Annotated in this window: 17 protein-coding genes and 1 tRNA gene; 10 read left to right on the top strand and 8 right to left on the bottom strand. The window is 73.5% G+C overall.

Translation table 11 applies throughout. The annotated features are described in order from the left end of the window. Positions 1-2 precede the first annotated feature (2 nt). The 5 genes from Srubr_RS25150 to Srubr_RS25130 form a co-directional block, all read right to left on the bottom strand. On the bottom strand, positions 3-1,499 hold the full coding sequence (locus tag Srubr_RS25150; RefSeq protein ID WP_189998838.1) for a penicillin-binding transpeptidase domain-containing protein: 1,497 nt from the start codon (positions 1,497-1,499) through the stop codon (positions 3-5). Further along, on the bottom strand, positions 1,496-2,857 hold the full coding sequence (locus Srubr_RS25145) for an FtsW/RodA/SpoVE family cell cycle protein (RefSeq protein ID WP_189998836.1): 1,362 nt from the start codon (positions 2,855-2,857) through the stop codon (positions 1,496-1,498). Before Srubr_RS25145 ends, Srubr_RS25150 begins: the two co-directional genes overlap by 4 nt. Positions 2,858-3,005: 148 nt before the next feature. Then, entirely contained in the window at positions 3,006-4,250 is a 1,245-nt protein-coding gene (locus tag Srubr_RS25140) for a sensor histidine kinase (RefSeq protein WP_189998834.1), read from the bottom strand. Further along, positions 4,247-4,972, bottom strand: coding sequence for a hypothetical protein (locus Srubr_RS25135; protein ID WP_189998832.1), 726 nt, complete (start codon positions 4,970-4,972; stop codon positions 4,247-4,249). Before Srubr_RS25135 ends, Srubr_RS25140 begins: the two co-directional genes overlap by 4 nt. A gap of 93 nt (positions 4,973-5,065) precedes the next feature. Continuing rightward, positions 5,066-5,572: a protein-tyrosine phosphatase family protein gene (locus Srubr_RS25130; protein WP_189998830.1), complete on the bottom strand. Its 507-nt coding sequence runs from the start codon at positions 5,570-5,572 to the stop codon at positions 5,066-5,068. 97 nt (positions 5,573-5,669) lie between these two features. Here Srubr_RS25130 and Srubr_RS25125 point away from each other — a divergent pair, with 97 nt between their 5' ends. Further along, positions 5,670-6,473 carry a nuclease-related domain-containing protein gene (locus Srubr_RS25125; protein WP_189998828.1) on the top strand — a complete coding sequence of 268 codons (804 nt, stop codon included), beginning with the start codon at positions 5,670-5,672 and terminating at the stop codon, positions 6,471-6,473. A gap of 103 nt (positions 6,474-6,576) precedes the next feature. Here the strand turns inward: Srubr_RS25125 and ligD are convergent, their stop codons facing one another. Continuing rightward, positions 6,577-7,464, bottom strand: a complete 888-nt coding sequence (ligD, locus tag Srubr_RS25120; protein ID WP_189998826.1) for a non-homologous end-joining DNA ligase — start codon at positions 7,462-7,464, stop codon at positions 6,577-6,579. 53 nt (positions 7,465-7,517) lie between these two features. On the opposite strand from ligD, the gene ku reads away from it, so the two are divergent. Next, positions 7,518-8,534, top strand: a complete 1,017-nt coding sequence (ku, locus tag Srubr_RS25115; RefSeq protein ID WP_189998824.1) for a non-homologous end joining protein Ku — start codon at positions 7,518-7,520, stop codon at positions 8,532-8,534. 75 nt (positions 8,535-8,609) lie between these two features. On the opposite strand, the gene Srubr_RS25110 is transcribed toward ku, so the two are convergent. Further along, positions 8,610-9,866 (bottom strand): MFS transporter, encoded by a 1,257-nt coding sequence (locus Srubr_RS25110; RefSeq protein WP_189998823.1) that lies wholly within the window; start codon positions 9,864-9,866, stop codon positions 8,610-8,612. Positions 9,867-9,983: 117 nt separating this feature from the next. Here Srubr_RS25110 and Srubr_RS25105 point away from each other — a divergent pair, with 117 nt between their 5' ends. Both Srubr_RS25105 and Srubr_RS25100 read left to right on the top strand, forming a co-directional pair. After that, positions 9,984-10,379 (top strand): ArsR/SmtB family transcription factor, encoded by a 396-nt coding sequence (locus Srubr_RS25105; protein WP_229926945.1) that lies wholly within the window; start codon positions 9,984-9,986, stop codon positions 10,377-10,379. A gap of 99 nt (positions 10,380-10,478) precedes the next feature. After that, positions 10,479-11,708 (top strand): MFS transporter, encoded by a 1,230-nt coding sequence (locus Srubr_RS25100; protein WP_189998821.1) that lies wholly within the window; start codon positions 10,479-10,481, stop codon positions 11,706-11,708. A gap of 319 nt (positions 11,709-12,027) precedes the next feature. Here Srubr_RS25100 and Srubr_RS25095 read toward each other — a convergent pair. Further along, positions 12,028-12,099 (bottom strand) — tRNA-Arg (locus Srubr_RS25095). Positions 12,100-12,265: 166 nt separating this feature from the next. On the opposite strand from Srubr_RS25095, the gene Srubr_RS25090 reads away from it, so the two are divergent. The 6 genes from Srubr_RS25090 (at position 12,266) to thrB (ending at position 19,113) form a co-directional block, all read left to right on the top strand. After that, the gene (locus Srubr_RS25090) at positions 12,266-12,826 is read left to right on the top strand and encodes a response regulator (RefSeq protein ID WP_189998819.1); all 561 of its coding nucleotides are present in this window, start codon (positions 12,266-12,268) and stop codon (positions 12,824-12,826) included. 150 nt (positions 12,827-12,976) lie between these two features. Next, positions 12,977-13,957, top strand: a complete 981-nt coding sequence (nrtL, locus tag Srubr_RS25085; RefSeq protein WP_189998817.1) for an ArgS-related anticodon-binding protein NrtL — start codon at positions 12,977-12,979, stop codon at positions 13,955-13,957. A gap of 53 nt (positions 13,958-14,010) precedes the next feature. After that, positions 14,011-15,402, top strand: a complete 1,392-nt coding sequence (gene lysA / locus Srubr_RS25080; protein ID WP_189998815.1) for a diaminopimelate decarboxylase — start codon at positions 14,011-14,013, stop codon at positions 15,400-15,402. 164 nt (positions 15,403-15,566) lie between these two features. Beyond that, positions 15,567-16,856: a homoserine dehydrogenase gene (locus tag Srubr_RS25075; protein WP_189998853.1), complete on the top strand. Its 1,290-nt coding sequence runs from the start codon at positions 15,567-15,569 to the stop codon at positions 16,854-16,856. A 6-nt stretch (positions 16,857-16,862) separates the two neighbouring features. Then, entirely contained in the window at positions 16,863-17,921 is a 1,059-nt protein-coding gene (gene thrC / locus Srubr_RS25070; protein ID WP_189998813.1) for a threonine synthase, read from the top strand. 274 nt (positions 17,922-18,195) lie between these two features. Beyond that, complete coding sequence (thrB, locus tag Srubr_RS25065) at positions 18,196-19,113, top strand: homoserine kinase (RefSeq protein WP_030610062.1); 918 nt, start codon at positions 18,196-18,198, stop codon at positions 19,111-19,113. Positions 19,114-19,230: the final 117 nt, after the last annotated feature.

Raw genomic sequence — 19,230 nt, 5'->3', positions numbered from 1 at the left:
CCTCAGCCGGCGAGCACCGCCCGCATCACCTCGCGCGCGATCGGGGCCGCGGTGCCGCCGCCGCTGATCTCGCCCCGGTCCGCCGCCGCGTCCTCCACCACCACCGCGACCGCCACCTCGGGCTCGGGCGCGTCCTCGGACTGCGCCCAGGAGACGAACCAGGCGTACGGCACCCCCGTGTTGCCGACCCCGTGCTGGGCCGTGCCGGTCTTGCCGCCGACCAGCACGCCCGGGATGGCCGCGTTGGTGCCGGTGCCCTCCCGGACCACCCCGGCCATCAGCTCCGCCAGCCGCGCCGCGGTGGCCGGCCGCATCACCTGCCGGCCGGGCCGGGCCCCGCTCCCGGACAGGGGTGCGCCGCCGTGCCGGGTGGTCCGCTCCACCAGGTACGGCGGACGCAGCACCCCGCCGTCCGCGACCGCCGCCGCGACCATCGCCATCTGCAGGGGCGTGGCCCGCGTGTTGTACTGCCCGATCGACGACAGCGCCAGCTGCGCCCGGTCCACGCGGGTGTCGAAGGTGCTGGGGGCCACGGAGAAGGGGATGCGTACCTCGGTGTCGTTGAACCCGAACGCCTGCGCCGTGGCCACCATGTCCCGCGCCCCCACGTCCACGCCCAGCTTGGCGAACACCGTGTTGCACGACCACTCGAAGGCGTCCCGCACCGAGGCGTCCGCGCAGCCCTCGCCCTCGTTGGTCAGCCGGGTGGTGGTGCCGGGCAGCCGGTAGGGGTCCGGGGAGTCGGTCCGCTCGTCCAGGTCCGTGACCACGCCCGCGTCCAGCGCCGCCGCCGCGGTGACCACCTTGAACGTCGACCCCGGCGGATACGTCTGCCGCACCGCCCGGTTGAGCATCGGCTTCTCCGGATCGTGGTTGAGCCGGGCCCACGCGGACACCACCGCCTCGCTGTTGCCCGACAGCTCCGCCGGGTCGTACGACGGGCTGGTCACCAGCGCCAGAATCCGGCCCGTGGCCGGTTCCACCGCGGCCACCGCGCCCTTGCGCCCGGCGAGACCCCGGTACGCGGCCTCCTGCGCCCGCCGGTCCAGGGTCGTCACCACGTCACCGCCGCGACCGCGCGCCCGGCTCACGTCGCTCCACAGCGGCAGCGGCCTCAGCAGCGGATCGGTGCCGGACAGCACCCCGTCCTCGGCGTGCTCCAGGAACGTGGTGCCGTACCGCTGCGAGGCGAAGCCGGTGACCGGGGCGTACAACGGGCCGTCCGGGTAGGAGCGTTCGTAGCGCAGCTGCTCGCCGGTGTCCACCGAGCCGGTGACCGGACGCCCGTCCACCAGGATGTTGCCGCGCGGCTGCTGGTAACGGGCGATCGTGGCCCGCCGGTTGGCCGGGTTGCCGTCGTACTCCCGGGACTGCACCACCTGCACCCGGGCCGCGTTCGCCAGCAGCGCCGCCAGCAGCAGGGCGCAGAACGCGCGGGCGTGCCGGATGTACCGGGCCGTCGGCCGCCCGCCGTCGGGCAGCGGGCCGTACTCGGTCACGGCGCCTCCCGGCCGTCGTACTGGCTGCGCGCCGAGTCGCTCACCCGGACCAGCAGCGCCACGATCGCCCAGTTGGTGACCACCGAGGAGCCGCCCTGGGCGAGGAACGGCATCGCCATGCCGGTCAGCGGGATCAGCCCGGTCACCCCGCCCGCGATCACGAACACCTGGAGCGCGATGAGCGAGGCCAGCCCGACCGCGAGGAGCCGGCCGAACGGCTCGCGCAGCGCCAGCCCCGCCCGGTAGCCGCGCTCCACCAGCAGCGCGTACAGCAGCACGATCGCCGCGAGCCCGGCGAGGCCCAGTTCCTCCCCGGCCGTCGCCAGGATGAAGTCCGACTTGGTGGCGAAGCCGATCAGGATGGAGTGCCCGAGCCCCAGCCCGGTGCCCAGGACCCCGCCCGCCGCGAAGGCGAACAGGGACTGGGCGAGCTGGTTGGGGCCCCGCCCGGCCTCGATGGTGGCGAACGGGTGCAGCCAGTCCTCGATCCGCCCGCCCACATGCGGCTCCAGCCGTCCCACGGCGACGGCGCCGAGCACGGCGAGCAGCAGCCCGACCGCGATCCAGCCGGTGCGCCCGGTGGCCACGTACAGCAGCACCACGAACAGCCCGAAGAACAGCAGCGAGGTCCCGAGGTCCCGCTCCAGCACCAGGACGCCGACGCTCACCAGCCAGATCGTCAGGACCGGCCCGAGCACCCGGCCGGTCGGGAACTGCAGCCGCCACAGCCGCCGCCCGGCGTACGCCAGCGCGCTGCGGTTGGCGGCCAGGTAGGCGGCGAAGAACACCGCGAGCAGCACCTTCGCGAACTCGCCGGGCTGGATGGAGAACCCGGCGACCCGGATCCAGATCCGGGCCCCGTTGACCGCCGGGAACAGGATCGGCAGCGCCAGCAGGACGAGGGCGGCCACCACGCACACGTACGCGTACCGCTGGAGCACCCGGTGGTCGCGCAGCACCAGCACGACCCCGATGAACAGCCCCACGCCCAGCGTGGACCACACCAGCTGGGTCGGGGCCGCCCGGTCGCCCGGTGTCTCCAGGTCCAGCCGGTAGATCAGGACCAGGCCCAGCCCGTTGAGCAGCACGCCGATGGGCAGCGGCAGCGGATCGGCGTACGGCGCCCGGATCCGCACCGCGATGTGCGCGAACAGGGCGAGCACCCCGAGCCCGGCGCCGTACCCGACGGCACCCGGCGGCACGGTCCCGGACCGGGCCAGCCCCACCGCGCAGTAGCCGTACACGGACAGCAGGACGGCCAGCACGAGCAGGGACAGCTCGACGCCCCGGCGCCGGGGAAGGCGCACGGCGCGCACGGGAGCGCCGACCGCCGCCAGAGTGCTTCCGGCCTTCGTCATGCCCGGAACTTACCGAAATGGGGCGCCTTGTGTGCGTTGTTGGGTGCCGGGCGCGCCCTTGAGGCGCGAAGCGCCTGAAGGGGCGCGGGGAACGGCGCGCTCAGCCACACTCGACGGGAAGCCGGAGAACCACCCGCGGTCCCGAGCCCTACTCGCCCCCGGGCAACCGCAACGTAGCCACCGCGCCCCCATCGACCGCATTGCCGAAGCCCAGCGCAGCGCCCAGCACCTCCGCCTGCCCCACCGCGATGGTCAGCCCCAGCCCGTGCCCGGTCGCCCCGCCCTCCGTGCGGAACCGCTGCGGCCCGTGCGCCACGAGGTACTCCGGATACCCGGGCCCGTGATCCCGTACGGTCACCACCGGCCCGTCCACGGTCAGCACCACCGGAGGCGCCCCGTGCCGGTGCGCGTTGGCCACCAGGTTCCCCAGCACCCGCTCCAGCCGCCGCCGGTCGGTCTCCACCCGCACGTCCCGCAGGACGCGCACCTCGGTGTCGGTGCCCGAGGCCCGCACGACCCGTTCGGCCAGCGCGCCCAGCGCCTCCGTGCCCAGCTCCAGCCGCTCCCGTCCGGTGTCCAGCCGGGAGATCTCCAGCAGGTCCTCCGTCAGCGTGCGCAGCGCCGCCACCCGGTCCCGCACCAGCTCCGTCGGCCGGCCCGGCGGCAGCAGCTCGGCCGCCGCGTGCAGCCCGGTCAGCGGGGTGCGCAGCTCGTGCGCCACATCCGCGGTGAACCGCTGCTCGCTCAGCAGCTTGCCCTGCAACGAGGCCGCCATCGAGTCCAGCGCGGCGGCCACCGCGGCCACCTCGTCCTGCGGCCGGGCCGGGTCCTTCGTACGGGGATCGTTCACCCGGGCGTCCAGGTCGCCGGCGCTGATCCGGCGGGCCACCCGCGCCGTGCCGTGCAGCCGCCGGGTCACCCGGGTCACCGCGAACACCCCGACCAGCACCGTCGCCCCGATCGCCAGGGCCGACGACCACACGATCGACTCGTCCAGGCCGGCGATGGTGCGGGACTGCTGCGAGTAGTCGACCGCCACGCCCAGCGCCCGGTGCCCGGCCACCGGCCCGGCCGCCCACATGGCGGGCCGCCCCCGGTAGGGCGCGACCATCGTGCCGCGCTGCCCGGACACCGCGAGCCTGCGCAGCGCCGGGGGCAGCTCCGCGGGGTCCACCCGGGCGCCCGGCAGCAGCCGGTCCCCGGCCTCGTACGCCTCGGTGGCGTCGGCGAGCCGGGACAGCGCCAGGTCACGGGCCTGGCCCACGGTCTGGTCGGTCACCGACACGTGCACCAGCACGCCGAGCAGCGCGGCCAGCGCGCAGCACATCACCGTGATGAACGCGGCGGCCCTGACCGCGAGCGCGCCGGACCAGTGCGGCAGCGTCAGCCTCATCGCGCGCCCGGGGAGGCCGAGGGGGACGGCGTGCGCCGGGCGTGCGGGCCGTCGCCGACGTGCAGGTACTCGTCGCGGGAGAACACCATCGCGCGCTGGTCCGGGTCCCACACCCAGGTGGTGCGGTACTCGTAGCCGGAGGTGTCGGCCGGGGAGCGTTCGATCAGCGCCCGCCCGGCCAGCTCCACCCCGAGCAGCGCGTCGTTGTCGGCCAGCACCCGCACCAGCCGCCGCCCCTCGGCGGTGTAGACCCGCACCGCCGTCTGGTTGGTCGGGTACAGCCGGAAGCCCAGCGTCAGGTCCGCCCGGCCGTCCCCGGTCAGGTCCCGGTGGTACGGCTTGAGCAGCGGGCAGCGGTCCCGCTCGCCGCCCGGCCGGCACTGCCTCATCCGGTCCACGGTCGCGTGGTACGTCCCCTTGGGGCCGTAGTCGTCGGGGTGCGCCGTCAGCTCCGCCGCCACGACGTCCACCGGATCGACCTTGCGGACGTCGCCGCCGGGGACCGTCACGCCCTTGACGGTCTCCCGGGTCGCCACGGCGTACGGGTAGGCCGGGCTGGACGCGGGCTGGAGGTCGGGCCACAGCCGGGTGGGGCTGACGGCGGTCGTGGTCGGCCCGGCGCCGCGCAGGCCGCCGGTGTCCCCGCAGGCCGTCGCCGTCGCCGACAGCAGGGCGACGGCGGCCAGGGCGAGGGCGGTACGGGCGGGTCGACGGGCCGGCATCCCTACATTCTGACCGAAGTCTGCTTTGTACTGCTTCGTACGCTGTGGGTGAGGGAGCGGTGGGCCCTGCGGCCCGTGTGCGGGCGCGGCGGACTACTCGGCCAGCTCCTCCAGCAGCCGAACGGTCGCCAGACCCGTCCGCAGGTACTCCACGAACAGGTCGTTGTGCAGCGCCCACGCCGACCGCCGGGCCCGGATCAGCTGGATCGCCTGGTCGGCGGTGTCGCCCCGCTGGACCAGGGCGTGCGCGACGATCAGCCCCGAGCGGTTGTACCCGTGGAAGCAGCGCACGAGCACCCGGCGCCCGGCGTCCAGAGCGTCGTTCGCCGCACGGGCCAGCCGGATCACCCCGGCCAGCTGGGTGCCGTCCAGCGGCCCGTCCGGTATCGGCCACACGTGGTGCTCCACGCCCGGACCGGGCCCGTGGCCGGGCAGCCGCAGCAGCGACTGCACCACGTCGAACTCGTCTCGTACGACGGCGAGCTCCAGTCGCCCGGACCGGTCCCGGAACTCGTGGCCGCCCATCCACAGGCCGGGCACGATCTCGTTCCACGGGCTCCTCGGAGCCGGTACGTCGGGCTGCTTTCCGCGGGTCCGCAACGATGCCTCCCCAACTCCCCGCACAGGGCCGCCCACCACGGTAACCGGTCTTGCCCCGGGAGCACCCCGCCTGTTCCCATGGTCGAGGGGTGATGGCATGAGCGGACTGCGCGTGGTGCCGGCCTTCCGGCACGGTCGTGAGCGGCTGTACGTCTGCCGCGCGGACGGAGCCGGCGTGGCCTGGTACGACCGTGAGGCGGGCCGGGTCGATCTGCTCGCCGAGGACGAGCGGGACGCCGTGCTCCAGGCGCTGCACCCCTTCCTGACCGGCCCGGTCACCGTGGGACCGCCCCCGGTCCCGACCCCCGCCGAACTCGCCCGGCTGACCCTGCACCCGGACGACGACCTGGCCCCCAATCGCCCCGGCGAGGCCCTGCTCGTCGCCTTGGACCGCGACCCCGGCCCCGCGCACCGGCTGCGCCCCGACCCGCGGCGGCGCGCCCTGACCGCCGAGCAGGCCGTGGGGCGGGCGCTGGACGGGCTGGAGGGCGCCGGCTGGCACACCCTGCACTCCGTCCCGCTCCCCGGCGGCGACCGCATCCACCACCTGGTGATCGGCCCCGGCGGGCTGTTCGCCGTCCACGCCCTGTACGCCCGCCGGGCCCGGGTCCGCATCGCGGATCCGATGGTCGCCCTGGGCCGCCGTGAGGCCGGGCCGCTGCTGCGCCCGCTGCGCTCCGCCGCCGACCGCGCCTCCTACGCGCTGACCGCCGAGGTCCGCCCGGTGCTGGCCCTGGTGGGCCCGGCCGAGGTGACCGTGACGGCCGAGCCCCGCGGGGTGCGCATCCTGTGCGACCCGGAGCCGGCGGACCTGGCCCGGCTGGGCGGGGTGCTCAAGCCGGCCGACGTGGAGGCACTGCACGGGATGGCACGGGACCGGAACGTCTGGCTGAGGGTCTGAACCCCGATCGCCCGGGGTGGGTGCGCCACGGCAGGGGAGTGGTCGGCCCTGGAGCCCGTAGGGGGTACGGCAGTGCGGCGGCCGGCTCCGGGTCAGGCGCGGCTCACGGCAGGGGAGCGGCCGATTCCGGGTCCAGCAGGGGCGCCATCAGGTCGCCGTGGTCCGCCAGGCGCGGGGCGATGTCGTCGGCCCGGAACTCCAGCTGCGCGGGGTTGCGGCAGTCGGCGACCTCCTGCCAGGTCACCGGCGCGGACACCAGCGGGGCCGGGCGGGCGCGCACGGTGTAGGGGGTGGCCGTGGTCTTGCGGGCCGCGTTCTGGCTCCAGTCGACGAACACCTTCCCCGGCCTGAGGCTCTTCGTCATCCGGTGCACCACCAGCCGGGGCAGCGCCCGCTCGGCCTCCACCGCCAGCGCCTTCGCGTACTCGGAGGTCCGCTCGGACGAACTGCCGCGCACCGCCGCCAGCAGGTGCAGCCCCTTCGACCCGGCGGTCTTCGGGTACGCCTCGATCCCGTCCGCCGCGAGCCGCTCACGCAGCCACAGGGCGACCTCGCAGCAGTGCACGACGTGCGCGGGCGGCCCCGGGTCGAGGTCGAAGACCAGCCGGTCCGCCTCCTCGGGGCGCTGCACCAGCCACTGGTGGGTGTGGAACTCGGCGACCAGGTTGGCCGCCCAGACCAGGCTCGGCAGGTCCTGGACGACCACCATCCGGGCCGGGCTGTCCGGGGAGGAGCGGGGGACCTCGGCGGTGGTGACCCACTCGGGCGTACCCGGCGGCACGTTCTTGGTGAAGAACCGCTGGCCCCCGGGGCCGTCCGGGTAGCGCAGGAAGGACACCGCCCGGTCGCGCAGGTGGGGCAGCAGGGCGGTGGCGGTGGTCGCGTAGTAGTGCAGCAGCTCCGCTTTGGTGAAGCCGGTCTCCGGATAGAGCACCTTCTCCAGGTTGCTGAGCGCGACCCGGCGCCCCTCCACCTCTGTGATAGGCGTCATAGGATGACAATCCCAGACAAACCGGAGAAAACGGCAATGGAAGGGTGCGGCACGTGCGATCGATATGGAACGGCGCGATCTCCTTCGGCCTGGTCAGCATCCCGATCAAGCTGGTGAACGCCACGGAGAGCCACGCGATCTCCTTCCGCCAGATCCACACCGAGGACAACGGCCGCATCCGCTACCGCAAGGTGTGCGAACTGGAGGACCGCGAGGTCAGCCAGGCCGAGATCGGCAAGGCGTACGAGGACGCCGACGGCACGATGATCCCGATCAGCGACGAGGACCTCTCCCACCTGCCCATCCCCACCGCCCGCACCATCGAGATCGTGGCCTTCGTGCCGGACGACCGGATCGACCCGCTCCAGATGGGCGCGGCGTACTACCTCGCGGCCGGCGGGGCCCAGGCCGCCAAGCCGTACACGCTGCTGCGCGAGGCCCTCAAGCGCAGCAACAAGGTCGCCATCGCCAAGTACGCGCTGCGCGGGCGGGAGCGGCTCGGCATGCTGCGGGTGGTCGGCGACGCCATCGCCATGCACGGGCTGCTGTGGCCGGACGAGGTCCGGGCCCCGGAGGGCGTCGCGCCGGACGAGCACGTCACCATCCGCGACAAGGAGCTGGACCTCGCGGACGCCCTGATGGACACCCTCGGCGAGGTCGACCTGGAGGACCTGCACGACGAGTACCGGGAGGCGCTGGAGGAGGTCATCGCCGCGAAGGCCTCCGGCGAGGCCCCGCCCGAGTCCCCGGCCCCCGCCGCCGGCGGCAAGGTGCTCGACCTGATGGCCGCCCTGGAGAACAGCGTCCGGGCGGCCCGCGAGTCCCGGGGCGCGGAGGAGGACGCGGAGGTCAGACAACTGCGCCGGGGCACGCCGGCACCGAAGGAGACGGGCGCCAAGAAGTCCACGTCGACGACGAAGAAGACCCCGGCCGCGAAGAAGGCCGCCCCCGCCCGCAAGTCGACGTCCAAGGCGGGGGAGGGGGCGGCGAAGAAGACGGCGACGGCGAAGAGCACGGCCGGGAAGAAGGCGGCGACGAAGAAGACGGCGTCCCGGAAACGGACGGCGTGATCCGTGCGGGGGAGTGCCGCGGCGGCGGCGCAACGGTCGTACCGCACCCCTCGCGCCCCCCGCCCGCGCCGGTCGTCAGGCGGCTGTCCGGGAGGACACCCGCCGCCGTCCGAGCAGCACCACCCCGCCCCCCGCCACGGCCAGCCCCGCCAGCGCCGTGCCGAAGACCGTCGCACCCGTCGTGAGGCCCACCGCGTCGCTCAGGTAGCCCGCGCTCACCGGGAGGAGCCCGGCGGGCAGGTAACCCCCGACGTTCAGCGCCGCGTTGGCCTCGGCGAGCCGCGCCCCCGGCACGGCCGAGTTCAGCAGCGACAGCCCCCCGAGCTGCCCCATCCCCTGCCCGGCCCCCGCCAGCAGCGCCGCCCCGGCCAGCGCCGCGACCGACCCGGTGTGCACGGCCGTGAGGAGCGCGGCCATGCCGAGGGCGGTGGCGCCGGCGCCGCAGGCCAGCACCGTGCGCCGCCCGAGCCTTCGTACCGCGAACTGCACCCCCGTGGCGGACAGGAACATCGCGAACGCCAGCGCCCCGGAGACGATCCGGCTCCCGGTGCCGAGCAACCCCGCCAGCAACGACGGCCCGAGCGACAGGACGAAGGACGTGGCGGTGAGGCCGGGGGCGAACACGGCTGTTCCCAGGGCGAGTTGCCATCCGGCGCCGCGCGGCACCCCGGGCACCCGCACCCACCGCCCGGCATCGCGACCGCCCCCGCCGTGACCCCCATGAGCACCGCGCGCCGGCATCCGGACCACGACCACCGCGGCCGACGCCAGCAGCAACGCCTCCACCGCGAACACGGTGACCGTGGGTCCGGGCAGCGTCTCGGACAGCACCCCGGCCAGCAGCGGCCCCAGCCCCGCCCCGAACACCATCGCGCAGGAGGCGAGCAGCGCGGCGAGCCGCCGCCGGGCGGGCCCCGCCACGTCCGTCACCGCGGCCATACCGGCCGAGACCACGGCGCCGACCGCGATGCCGGTGCACAGCCGGGCCGCGATCAGCGCCCCCACGCCGCCCGCGGTCGCGAAGCCCAGGCAGGCGACGAGGGCGAGGCCCAGCGCGGGCAGCAGGACCGGCTTGCGCCCGATCCGGTCGGAGACGACCCCGCAGATCAGCAGGGACGCGAGCAGGCCCGCGACGTAACAGGCGAAGACCACGGTCAGCGTGCCCCTGCCGAACCCCATCTCGCGCTGCCACAGCACGTACAGCGGGGTGGCCGCGTTGGACAGCACGAACACCGCCGTCACGGGCCAGGCGGCGAGCCAGACCCACCGGACGGGCGCCTCACCCCCGTCCACCGCTTCCCGGGCACGCTCACCGGCGGTCGCCGCCGTCATGGCACAGTCCTCCCCTGAACCTCGGTACGAGTCAAGTCGTACTTGTACGAGCGGAGTCGAACTTAGCATGCAGTACGATCAGAGTCGTACAGGAAGTGCGTGAAAGGGGAGCCGCAGTTGACCGGGCAGAGGACCGAAGCGACCCAGCCGGCCGTGGGCGTGAAGGAGCGGCCGGAGCCCCCCGGTCTCCCCGACCCGCTGCCCGAACCGGCCGCCGCCGACATCAGGCTGGAAACCGTGCTGGGCGCGCTCAGCGACCCGCTCAGGCTGCGGATCGTCCGCAAACTCCTCCTGGAGTCCGAGGAGTTCGACCACACCTGCGGCTGGTTCGGCCTGGACCGCCCCAAGTCCTCGCTGACCCACCACTTCCGGGCCCTGCGCGAGGCGGGCGTCACCCGGCAGCGCCAGTACGGCCTGGAGCGCCGCAGTCAGGTCCGGGTGGCCGACCTGAACGCCCGCTTCCCCGGCCTGCTGGACCTCGTGGCCGCCTGGACCCCGCCGGACGGCGACTGAGACACCCCGGGATGCGGACCGCGCCCCGGTCCCCGACCATGGAAGTCGTCGCCGGGGGAGGGACAGTCAGGGCCGGGCCGACCTCCTGGGAGTGTGACGATGACCGGTGACAGACCCTCCGCGGCGGCCTGGCGCAACCTGGTCATGGCCACCGTCGGCTTCACCCTCACCTTCTGGGCCTGGAATCTGATCGCCCCGCTCGCGGCCGACTTCGACGGACGGCTGCACATGGGCGCCTCGGCCCAGTCCCTGCTGGTCGCGGTCCCGGTCCTGGTCGGCTCGCTCGGCCGCGTGCCCATCGGGGCGCTCACCGACCGCTACGGCGCCCGCCTGATGTTCCCGCTGACCAGCGCCCTGACGATCATCCCCGTACTGCTCCTGATCCCGGCCCGGTCGTCGTACGCGGCCCTGCTCCTGGTGGGCTTCGTCCTCGGCCTCGGCGGCACGACGTTCGCCATCGGCGTGCCGCTGGTCAACTCCTGGTTCCCGCCCGCCCACCGGGGCGCGGCCCTCGGCGTCTTCGGCATGGGCATGGGCGGGGTGGCGCTGTCCGGCTTCCTCACCCCGCGCATGTACCACCGGGGCGAGAACCTGCCGTTCCTGGTCCTGGCGGTCGCCTTGGCGGTGTACGCCGTCCTGGCCGCCTTTCTGATCAACGACCGCCCCGGCCGCCAGATCCCCTCGACCCCCCTGACGACGCGCCTCACCCAGGCGGCCCGCCTCCGCGTCACCTGGGAACTGTCGGCGCTCTACGCGATCGGCTTCGGCGGCATCGTCGCGTTCGGCGTCTACCTTCCCACCTACCTGCGCACCTGGTACGGCCTCAGCCCCACCGACGCCGGCACCCGGGCGGCCGGCTTCGCCCTGGTCACGGTGGTCTTCCGGCCCATCGGCGGCTGGCTGGCGGACCGCGTCCACCCGGCGACCGTCACGGCCTGGGCGCTGGGCCTGGTGGCGGTCCTCGCGGTCATCCAGTCCTTCGACCCGGTCCTGGTCCCCACGGCCACGGTCTGCCTGCTGCTGATGGCGGCGGGCCTCGGCACGGCCAGCGGCTCGGTCTTCGCCCTGGTCTCCCGGGTCACCCCCCAGCCCCAGGTGGGCAGCGTCACCGGCATCGTCGGCGCGACAGGCGGCCTGGGCGGCTTCGTCCCACCCCTGGTCATGGGCGCCGTCTACAGCGCCAAGTCCTCGTACTCCATCGGCTACATGCTCCTGTCCGACCTGGCCCTGGCGGGCTGCGTCTACGTCTACGGCCGCATGCGCACGGCGGGGTCGACCCCGGAGCCGGCCCCGTCCCCGGCCCACGCGCCCGAGGCCCCGACCAGGTGAGAGCACCCCATGGGGTCCTGCCCCGCGGGCATCTCTTACAGCCGGAGCAGATCCGCGACCATACGCAGGCGACTACCGGCGTGCTCGCGGCGACGGTGTCCGTGACCTCCGTGCCCACCAGGACAAAGGGGTCGCACAGTGCTGGTAGGTCCTCACCATCTCCAGGCCCCCGCCTGCGGCGACGCTTCAAGGTCCCGTCCGCGCCTCGTCCACAGACCCCGCATACGGCCGCTCCGCACGGCATACGCCCGAACAAGCACGAAGACCCCGGCCTCAGCGTTTCAGCTGAGGCCAGGGTCTTCAGGCACCTTTTACAAGGTGCCCCCGGCAGGATTCGAACCTGCGCACACGGCTCCGGAGGCCGTTGCTCTATCCCCTGAGCTACGGGGGCGTGTCGGGCGCTGAGCTTCTCGCTCGCGGCGACGGGTAGAACATTAGCAGGTCTGGAGGGGTGATCAGGAACCCGGTTCCCGGGGCGGGGATCAGCGGGTCCCCTGGAGGGGGCGGAAGTGGGGAAAACCCGGACGCGGTGGCCGGTCCGCACCTACTCTCGACTTGTGCCAGGCGCTTCGGGCCGGGTGCTTGTTGTGGACGACAACAAGGTCATCCGGCAGCTGATCAGGGTCAACCTCGAACTGGAAGGGCTAGAGGTCGTGACCGCGGCCGATGGTGCCGAGTGTCTGGATGTGGTCCATGAGGTGCGGCCCGATGTCGTGACGCTCGATGTCGTCATGCCCCGGCTGGACGGGATCCGCACCGCCGCCCGGCTCCGCGCCGATCCCCGTACGCACCACCTGCCCGTCGCCATCATCAGCGCCTGCACGCAGTACGAGGTCCAGGCCGGCCTCGACCTCGGCGTGGACGCCTTCCTCGCCAAACCCTTCGAACCCGCCGAGCTGGTCCGGATCGTGATGGACCTCATCGAGCGCAAGACCAGTCGCGCGGCGGCCGGGGGAGAGGGGCCCGGCGTGGACGCGCATCGGGGAGACGGGGATCCGGGCAAGGCCGCTGGTGCCGGTGATGCCCCTGGTGACGGTGAGACGGCCGAGCGGGACTCGGCCGGGCAAGCCCCCGAGGAGATCGACGGTCTCCCCAGCCATGACGGCATCCATCCCTGACCCTCCGCCGTCGGAGACATGACCGTCGGTCGTCGGAGGCGTGACCGTAAGCCGTCGAAGGTGTGACCGTCCGTCGTCGGACTGTTGCCGGAGGTCGTGGAACGGATAACCGGCTCACCCACCCGGCCCCTCCTCCCCTACGCTTGTCCCGTGACCCCCGCCGACCTCTCCCGCACCGTGCTGGACGCGGTGTGCCGTGCTGTCGGTGAGGGGGAACTGAGCGTGGCCGTCCCCGAGCGGGTCGTGGTGACCGAGCCGGGGCCCGGCGGGTGCGGGGACTTCGCCACCGCCGTCGCGCTGCGGCTCGCGCCCGCCGCCGGGCAGCCGCCGCGGCACGTCGCCGGAATCCTGCGGGAACGTCTCGTCGGGGCCGACGGGATCGAGGACGTCGTCGTCACCGGGCCGGGGTTCCTCAACATCCGGCTCGCGGAGCGGATCGACCCCGTGGCCGCGCTGGTCGCGGAGATCCGGGACAAGGGCGCCCGGTACGGGCACGGTGACGCCCTCGCCGGGCAGGTCGTCGCGCTCCGGGTGCCGTACGAGGTGCGGGCCGAGACCGTCGCCGACGCCGTCGTACGCATCGTGGGGACCCAGGGCGGCCGGGCCACCGTGGAGCACGGCGAGCCCGTCAACCTGCGGCCCGTGCCCGCCCCGGAGGACCCCGCGCCGCTCGGGCCCGACGCCGCCCGGTGGGCCCTGCTCCACCCCGCCCCGCACGACCGGCCCCGGATCACCGCCGACCACCTGGTGCAGCGTGAGGGCAATCCGCTGTTCCGGGTCCGCTACGCCCACGCCCGTGTCCGCTCCCTCGGCCGCAACGCCGCCCGCCTGGGCTTCGCCGCCGAGCCCGGCCCCCCGCGCACCGGCACCGGTGCCCCCCTTCTCACCCCCCTCGCCGACCACCCCCGCATCCTCGCCGCGGCCGCCACCCACCGTGCCCCGGACCGGCTCGCCCGGCATCTCGTCACCGTCGCCGATGCCGTGCTGCCCCTGTTGCCTTCCGTGCTTCCCGTCGGCGAGGAGAAACCCTCGGCCGCCCACCGCGCCCGGCTGGCCCTCGCCGAAGCAGCCGGAACGGTGCTGGCCGGCGGCCTCTCCCTGCTCGGCATCGACGCACCCGAACATCTCTGAGGCGCGTGAGCAGATGCGTCCCGGAGAGAGACAGAGAGCCTGAGAATCACGTCATGAGCCGTTCCGCCCATCCCGCCGGGCCCCGCCACGCCGACGTCCTGCCCGAGGGCCACCACCCCGCGCCGCCCGCCGACCTCAACGCCCTGGACCGGAAGGTGTGGTCGCAGACCGTCACGCGCGGCGACGACGGCGTGGTCGGTGTCGCGGGGATTCCCGTCACCCGGCTCGCCGAGGAGTTCGGCACGCCCGCCTACATCCTGGACGAGGACGACTTCCGCGCCCGCGCGCGTGCCTGGCGCACCGCGTTCGGTCCGGACGCCGACGTGTTCTACGCCGGCAAGGCGTTCCTCTCCCGGGCCGTCGTGCGGTGGCTGGACGAGGAGGGGCTGAACCTGGATGTGTGCTCCGGTGGCGAGCTGGCCACCGCGCTGTCCGCGGGGATGCCCGCCGAGCGCATCGCCTTCCACGGCAACAACAAGTCCGTCGAGGAGATCCGCCGGGCCGTGGAGGCCGGTGTCGGGCGGATCGTGCTCGACTCCTTCCAGGAGATCGCGCGGGTCGCCCACACCGCGCAGTCCCTCGGCAAGCGGCAGAAGGTCCAGATCCGGATCACCGTGGGCGTCGAGGCGCACACCCACGAGTTCATCGCCACCGCCCACGAGGACCAGAAGTTCGGCATCCCGCTGGCCGGCGGGCAGGCGGCGGAGGCCGTGCGGCGGGCGCTCCAGCTCGACGGGCTGGAGCTGATCGGGCTCCACTCGCACATCGGGTCGCAGATCTTCGACATGTCCGGCTTCGAGGTCGCCGCCCACCGGGTCGTCGGCCTGCTGAAGGACGTCCGCGACGAGCACGGCGTCGAACTGCCCGAGATCGACCTCGGCGGCGGCCTCGGCATCGCCTACACCAGCGCCGACGACCCCCGCGAGCCGCACGAGATCGCCAAGGCGCTCACCGAGATCGTCACCCGCGAGTGCGAGGCCGCCCGGCTGCGCACGCCCCGCATCTCCGTCGAGCCGGGGCGGGCCATCGTGGGCCCCACCGCCTTCACCCTGTACGAGGTCGGCACGGTCAAGCCGCTGGACGGGCTGCGGACCTACGTCTCCGTCGACGGCGGCATGTCGGACAACATCCGCACAGCGCTGTACGACGCGCAGTACACCGTCGCGCTCGTCTCCCGGGCCTCCGACGCCGAGCCGATGCTCGCCAGGGTCGTCGGCAAGCACTGCGAGAGCGGGGACATCGTGGTCAAGGACGCGTTCCTGCCGGCCGACCTGGCACCGGGCGACCTCGTCGCCGTGCCGGCCACCGGCGCGTACTGCCGGTCCATGGCCAGCAACTACAACCACGTCCTGCGGCCGCCCGTCGTGGCCGTACGGGACGGCGAGGCCCGGGTGATCGTCCGGCGCGAGACGGAGGACGACCTCCTGCGTCTCGACGTCGGGTGACGCACGCCCCGAGAACGACGGGGACCGGAAGAGCGGAAGATCTGCGGTCTTCCACCCCGTACAAATGAAATGGATGTCTCACGATCCGGACGAAGGGTAGAAACTCCCGTCCGGTGAGTGAGACTGGTTCAACCGTAGACGGTATGAGGAAACGAGGTCGGATGATGCGTACGCGTCCGCTGAAGGTGGCGCTGCTGGGCTGTGGAGTGGTCGGCTCAGAGGTGGCGCGCATCATGACGACGCACGCCGACGACCTCGCCGCCCGGATCGGGGCCCCCGTCGAGCTCGCCGGCGTGGCCGTGCGGCGTACCGGCAAGGCCCGCGAGGGCATCGACCCCGCGCTCGTCACCACCGACGCCACCGCCCTGGTCAAACGCGGGGACATCGACGTGGTGGTCGAGGTCATCGGCGGGATCGAGCCGGCCCGGACGCTCATCACCACCGCCTTCGAGCACGGCGCCTCCGTCGTGTCCGCCAACAAGGCCCTGCTCGCCCAGGACGGGGCCGCCCTGCACGCGGCGGCGGAGGCGAACGGCAAGGACCTCTACTACGAGGCCGCCGTCGCCGGTGCCATCCCGCTGATCCGGCCGCTGCGCGAGTCGCTCGCCGGCGACAAGGTCAACCGGGTGCTCGGCATCGTCAACGGCACGACCAACTTCATCCTCGACAAGATGGACTCGACCGGCGCCGGCTACCAGGAGGCCCTGGACGAGGCCACCGCCCTGGGGTACGCCGAGGCCGATCCGACCGCCGACGTCGAGGGCTTCGACGCCGCCGCCAAGGCCGCCATCCTCGCCGGTATCGCCTTCCACACGCGCGTCCGCCTGGACGACGTCTACCGCGAGGGCATGACCGAGGTCACCGCCGCCGACTTCCGCTCCGCCCGGGAGATGGGCTGCACCATCAAGCTGCTCGCCATCTGCGAGCGCTCCAAGGACGGGACGTCGGTCACCGCGCGGGTGCACCCCGCCATGATCCCGCTCAGCCACCCGCTGGCCTCCGTGCGCGGCGCGTACAACGCCGTGTTCGTGGAGAGCGACGCCGCCGGGCAGCTGATGTTCTACGGCCCCGGCGCCGGCGGCTCGCCCACGGCCTCCGCCGTCCTCGGCGACCTCGTCGCCGTCTGCCGCAACCGGCTCAGCGGCGCCACCGGCCCCGGCGAGTCGGCCTACGCCGACCTGACCGTCTCCCCGATGGGCGACGTCGTCACCCGGTACCACATCAGCCTCGACGTGGCCGACAAACCGGGCGTGCTCGCCCAGGTCGCCACCGTCTTCGCCGAGCACGGGGTGTCCATCGACACCGTTCGGCAGCAGGGCAAGGACGGCGAGGCCTCTCTCGTCGTCGTCACCCACCGGGCCTCCGACGCCTCCCTGTCCGGGACCGTCGAGGCACTGCGCAAGCTCGACACCGTGCGGGGTGTCGCCAGCATCATGCGGGTTGAAGGAGAGTAACCAGCAATGACCCACCAGTGGCGCGGAATCATCGAGGAGTACCGGGACCGGCTGCCCGTCTCCGACACCACGCCGGTCGTGACGCTCCGTGAGGGCGGCACGCCCCTCGTGCCCGCGCAGGTGCTCTCCGAGCGCACGGGCTGCGAGGTCCACCTGAAGGTGGAGGGGGCCAACCCCACCGGGTCCTTCAAGGACCGCGGCATGACCATGGCGATCAGCAAGGCCAAGGAGGAGGGGGCGAAGGCCGTCATCTGCGCCTCCACCGGCAACACCTCCGCCTCCGCCGCCGCGTACGCGGTGCGGGCCGGCATGGTCTCGGCCGTCCTGGTGCCGCAGGGCAAGATCGCCCTCGGCAAGATGGGCCAGGCCCTCGTGCACGGCGCGAAGATCCTCCAGGTCGACGGCAACTTCGACGACTGCCTCACCCTCGCCCGCTCGCTCAGCGAGAACTACCCGGTGGCGCTGGTGAATTCGGTCAACCCGGTGCGGATCGAGGGCCAGAAGACGGCCGCCTTCGAGATCGTGGACATGCTCGGCGACGCGCCCGACATCCACGTCCTGCCGGTCGGCAACGCGGGCAACATCACCGCCTACTGGAAGGGCTACAAGGAGTACGCCGCCGACGGCGTCTCCACCCGTACCCCCCGGATGTGGGGCTTCCAGGCCTCCGGCAGCGCCCCGATCGTGCGCGGCGAGGTCGTCAAGGACCCGTCGACCATCGCCACCGCCATCCGCATCGGCAACCCCGCCTCCTGGAACCACGCGCTGGCCGCCCGGGACGAGTCCGGCGGCGCCATCGACGAGGTGACGGATCGTGAGATCCTGCGCGCCTACCGCCTGTTGGCCGCGCAGGAGGGCGTCTTCGTGGAGCCCGCCTCCGCCGCCTCGGTGGCCGGTCTGCTCAAGGCCGCCGAGCAGGGCAGGGTCGACCCGGGCCAGCGCATCGTGTGCACGGTCACCGGCAACGGCCTGAAGGACCCGGACTGGGCCGTCGCCGGCGCGCCGCAGCCGGTCACCGTCCCGGTCGACGCCGCCACCGCGGCCGAGCGCCTCGGCCTCGCCTGAGCGCCCCCGAACCGGGTAATCCCTGACAAGGTGCACAGGGGGCTTACGACACGCATCGTGCGCCTCCTGTGCGCCCTATGTCGCCACAGAACCTTCCTTCGATAGGCTGTACCGAACCCGCCTGCCGCATATGCCCTCGCGCATGGCAGGCGCCGCGCCGTCTCCGCGGCCCGGCGGGTCTTCGTACGTCAGTCATCGGCAGTCCACCGGGTGACCATCGAATCCATCGAGCGTCATTCGACCGTAAACGCAGCTCAAGGAGAGTCTTCGAGCGATGGCCGGTCCAGCGTTCCGCGCCGCCGCCGTCCGGGTGCGCGTTCCCGCCACCAGCGCCAACCTCGGCCCGGGCTTCGACGCCCTCGGCCTCGCGCTGGGGCTCTACGACGACGTGGTCGTCAGGGTCGCCGACTCCGGGCTGCACATCGACATCGCGGGTGAGGGCGGCGAGACCCTGCCGCGGGACGAGAGCCACCTCCTCGTCCGCTCCCTGCGGACCGCCTTCGACCTGCTGGGCGGACAGCCCCGCGGGCTGGAGATCGTCTGCGCCAACCGCATTCCGCACGGCCGGGGCCTCGGCTCCTCCTCCGCCGCCATCTGCGCCGGCATCGTGGCCGCCCGCGCCGTGACCATAGGCGGCGAGGCCCGCCTGGACGACGCCGCGCTGCTGGAACTGGCCACCGAGATCGAGGGCCATCCGGACAACGTGGCCGCGTGTCTGCTCGGCGGTTTCACGCTGTCCTGGATGGAGGCCGGCAACGCCCGCGCCATCAGGATGGAGCCGCACGATTCCATCGTTCCGGTGGTTTTCGTGCCCGGAAAGCCGGTACTGACCGAGACCGCCCGCGGTCTGCTCCCGCGCACCGTGCCGCACGTGGACGCCGCCGCCAACGCGGGCCGCGCCGCCCTGCTGGTCGAGGCCCTCACCAGGCGCCCCGAGCTGCTGCTGCCCGCCACCGAGGACCGTCTCCACCAGGAGTACCGGGCCCCGGCCATGCCCGACAGCGCCGCGCTCGTGGAGCGGCTGCGCGCCGACGGCATCCCGGCCGTCATCTCGGGTGCCGGGCCCACCGTCATGGCCCTCGCCGACGCCGACAGCGCCGACAAGGTCTCCCACCTCGCGGGGGAGGGCTGGGCCGCCAACCGGCTGGACCTGGATGTCCAGGGAGCGAGCGTGCTGCCGCTTGCGACCTGACACACGGTTGCCGGATTTGGAGAGGGGGAATGTTTGTTGGATCCGGTAGTGTTAACCTCAAGTCTGCACCCGACCCCACCATGGCGAGGTGCCTCGTGTCCCCGTCCGGGACAGACA

The sequence above is a fragment of the Streptomyces rubradiris genome, from assembly GCF_016860525.1.
GTDB classification, from domain to species: Bacteria; Actinomycetota; Actinomycetes; order Streptomycetales; family Streptomycetaceae; genus Streptomyces; species Streptomyces rubradiris.
Note: the sequence above shows the minus strand (reverse complement) of the source record. Positions and strands in the feature narration are given on the sequence as shown.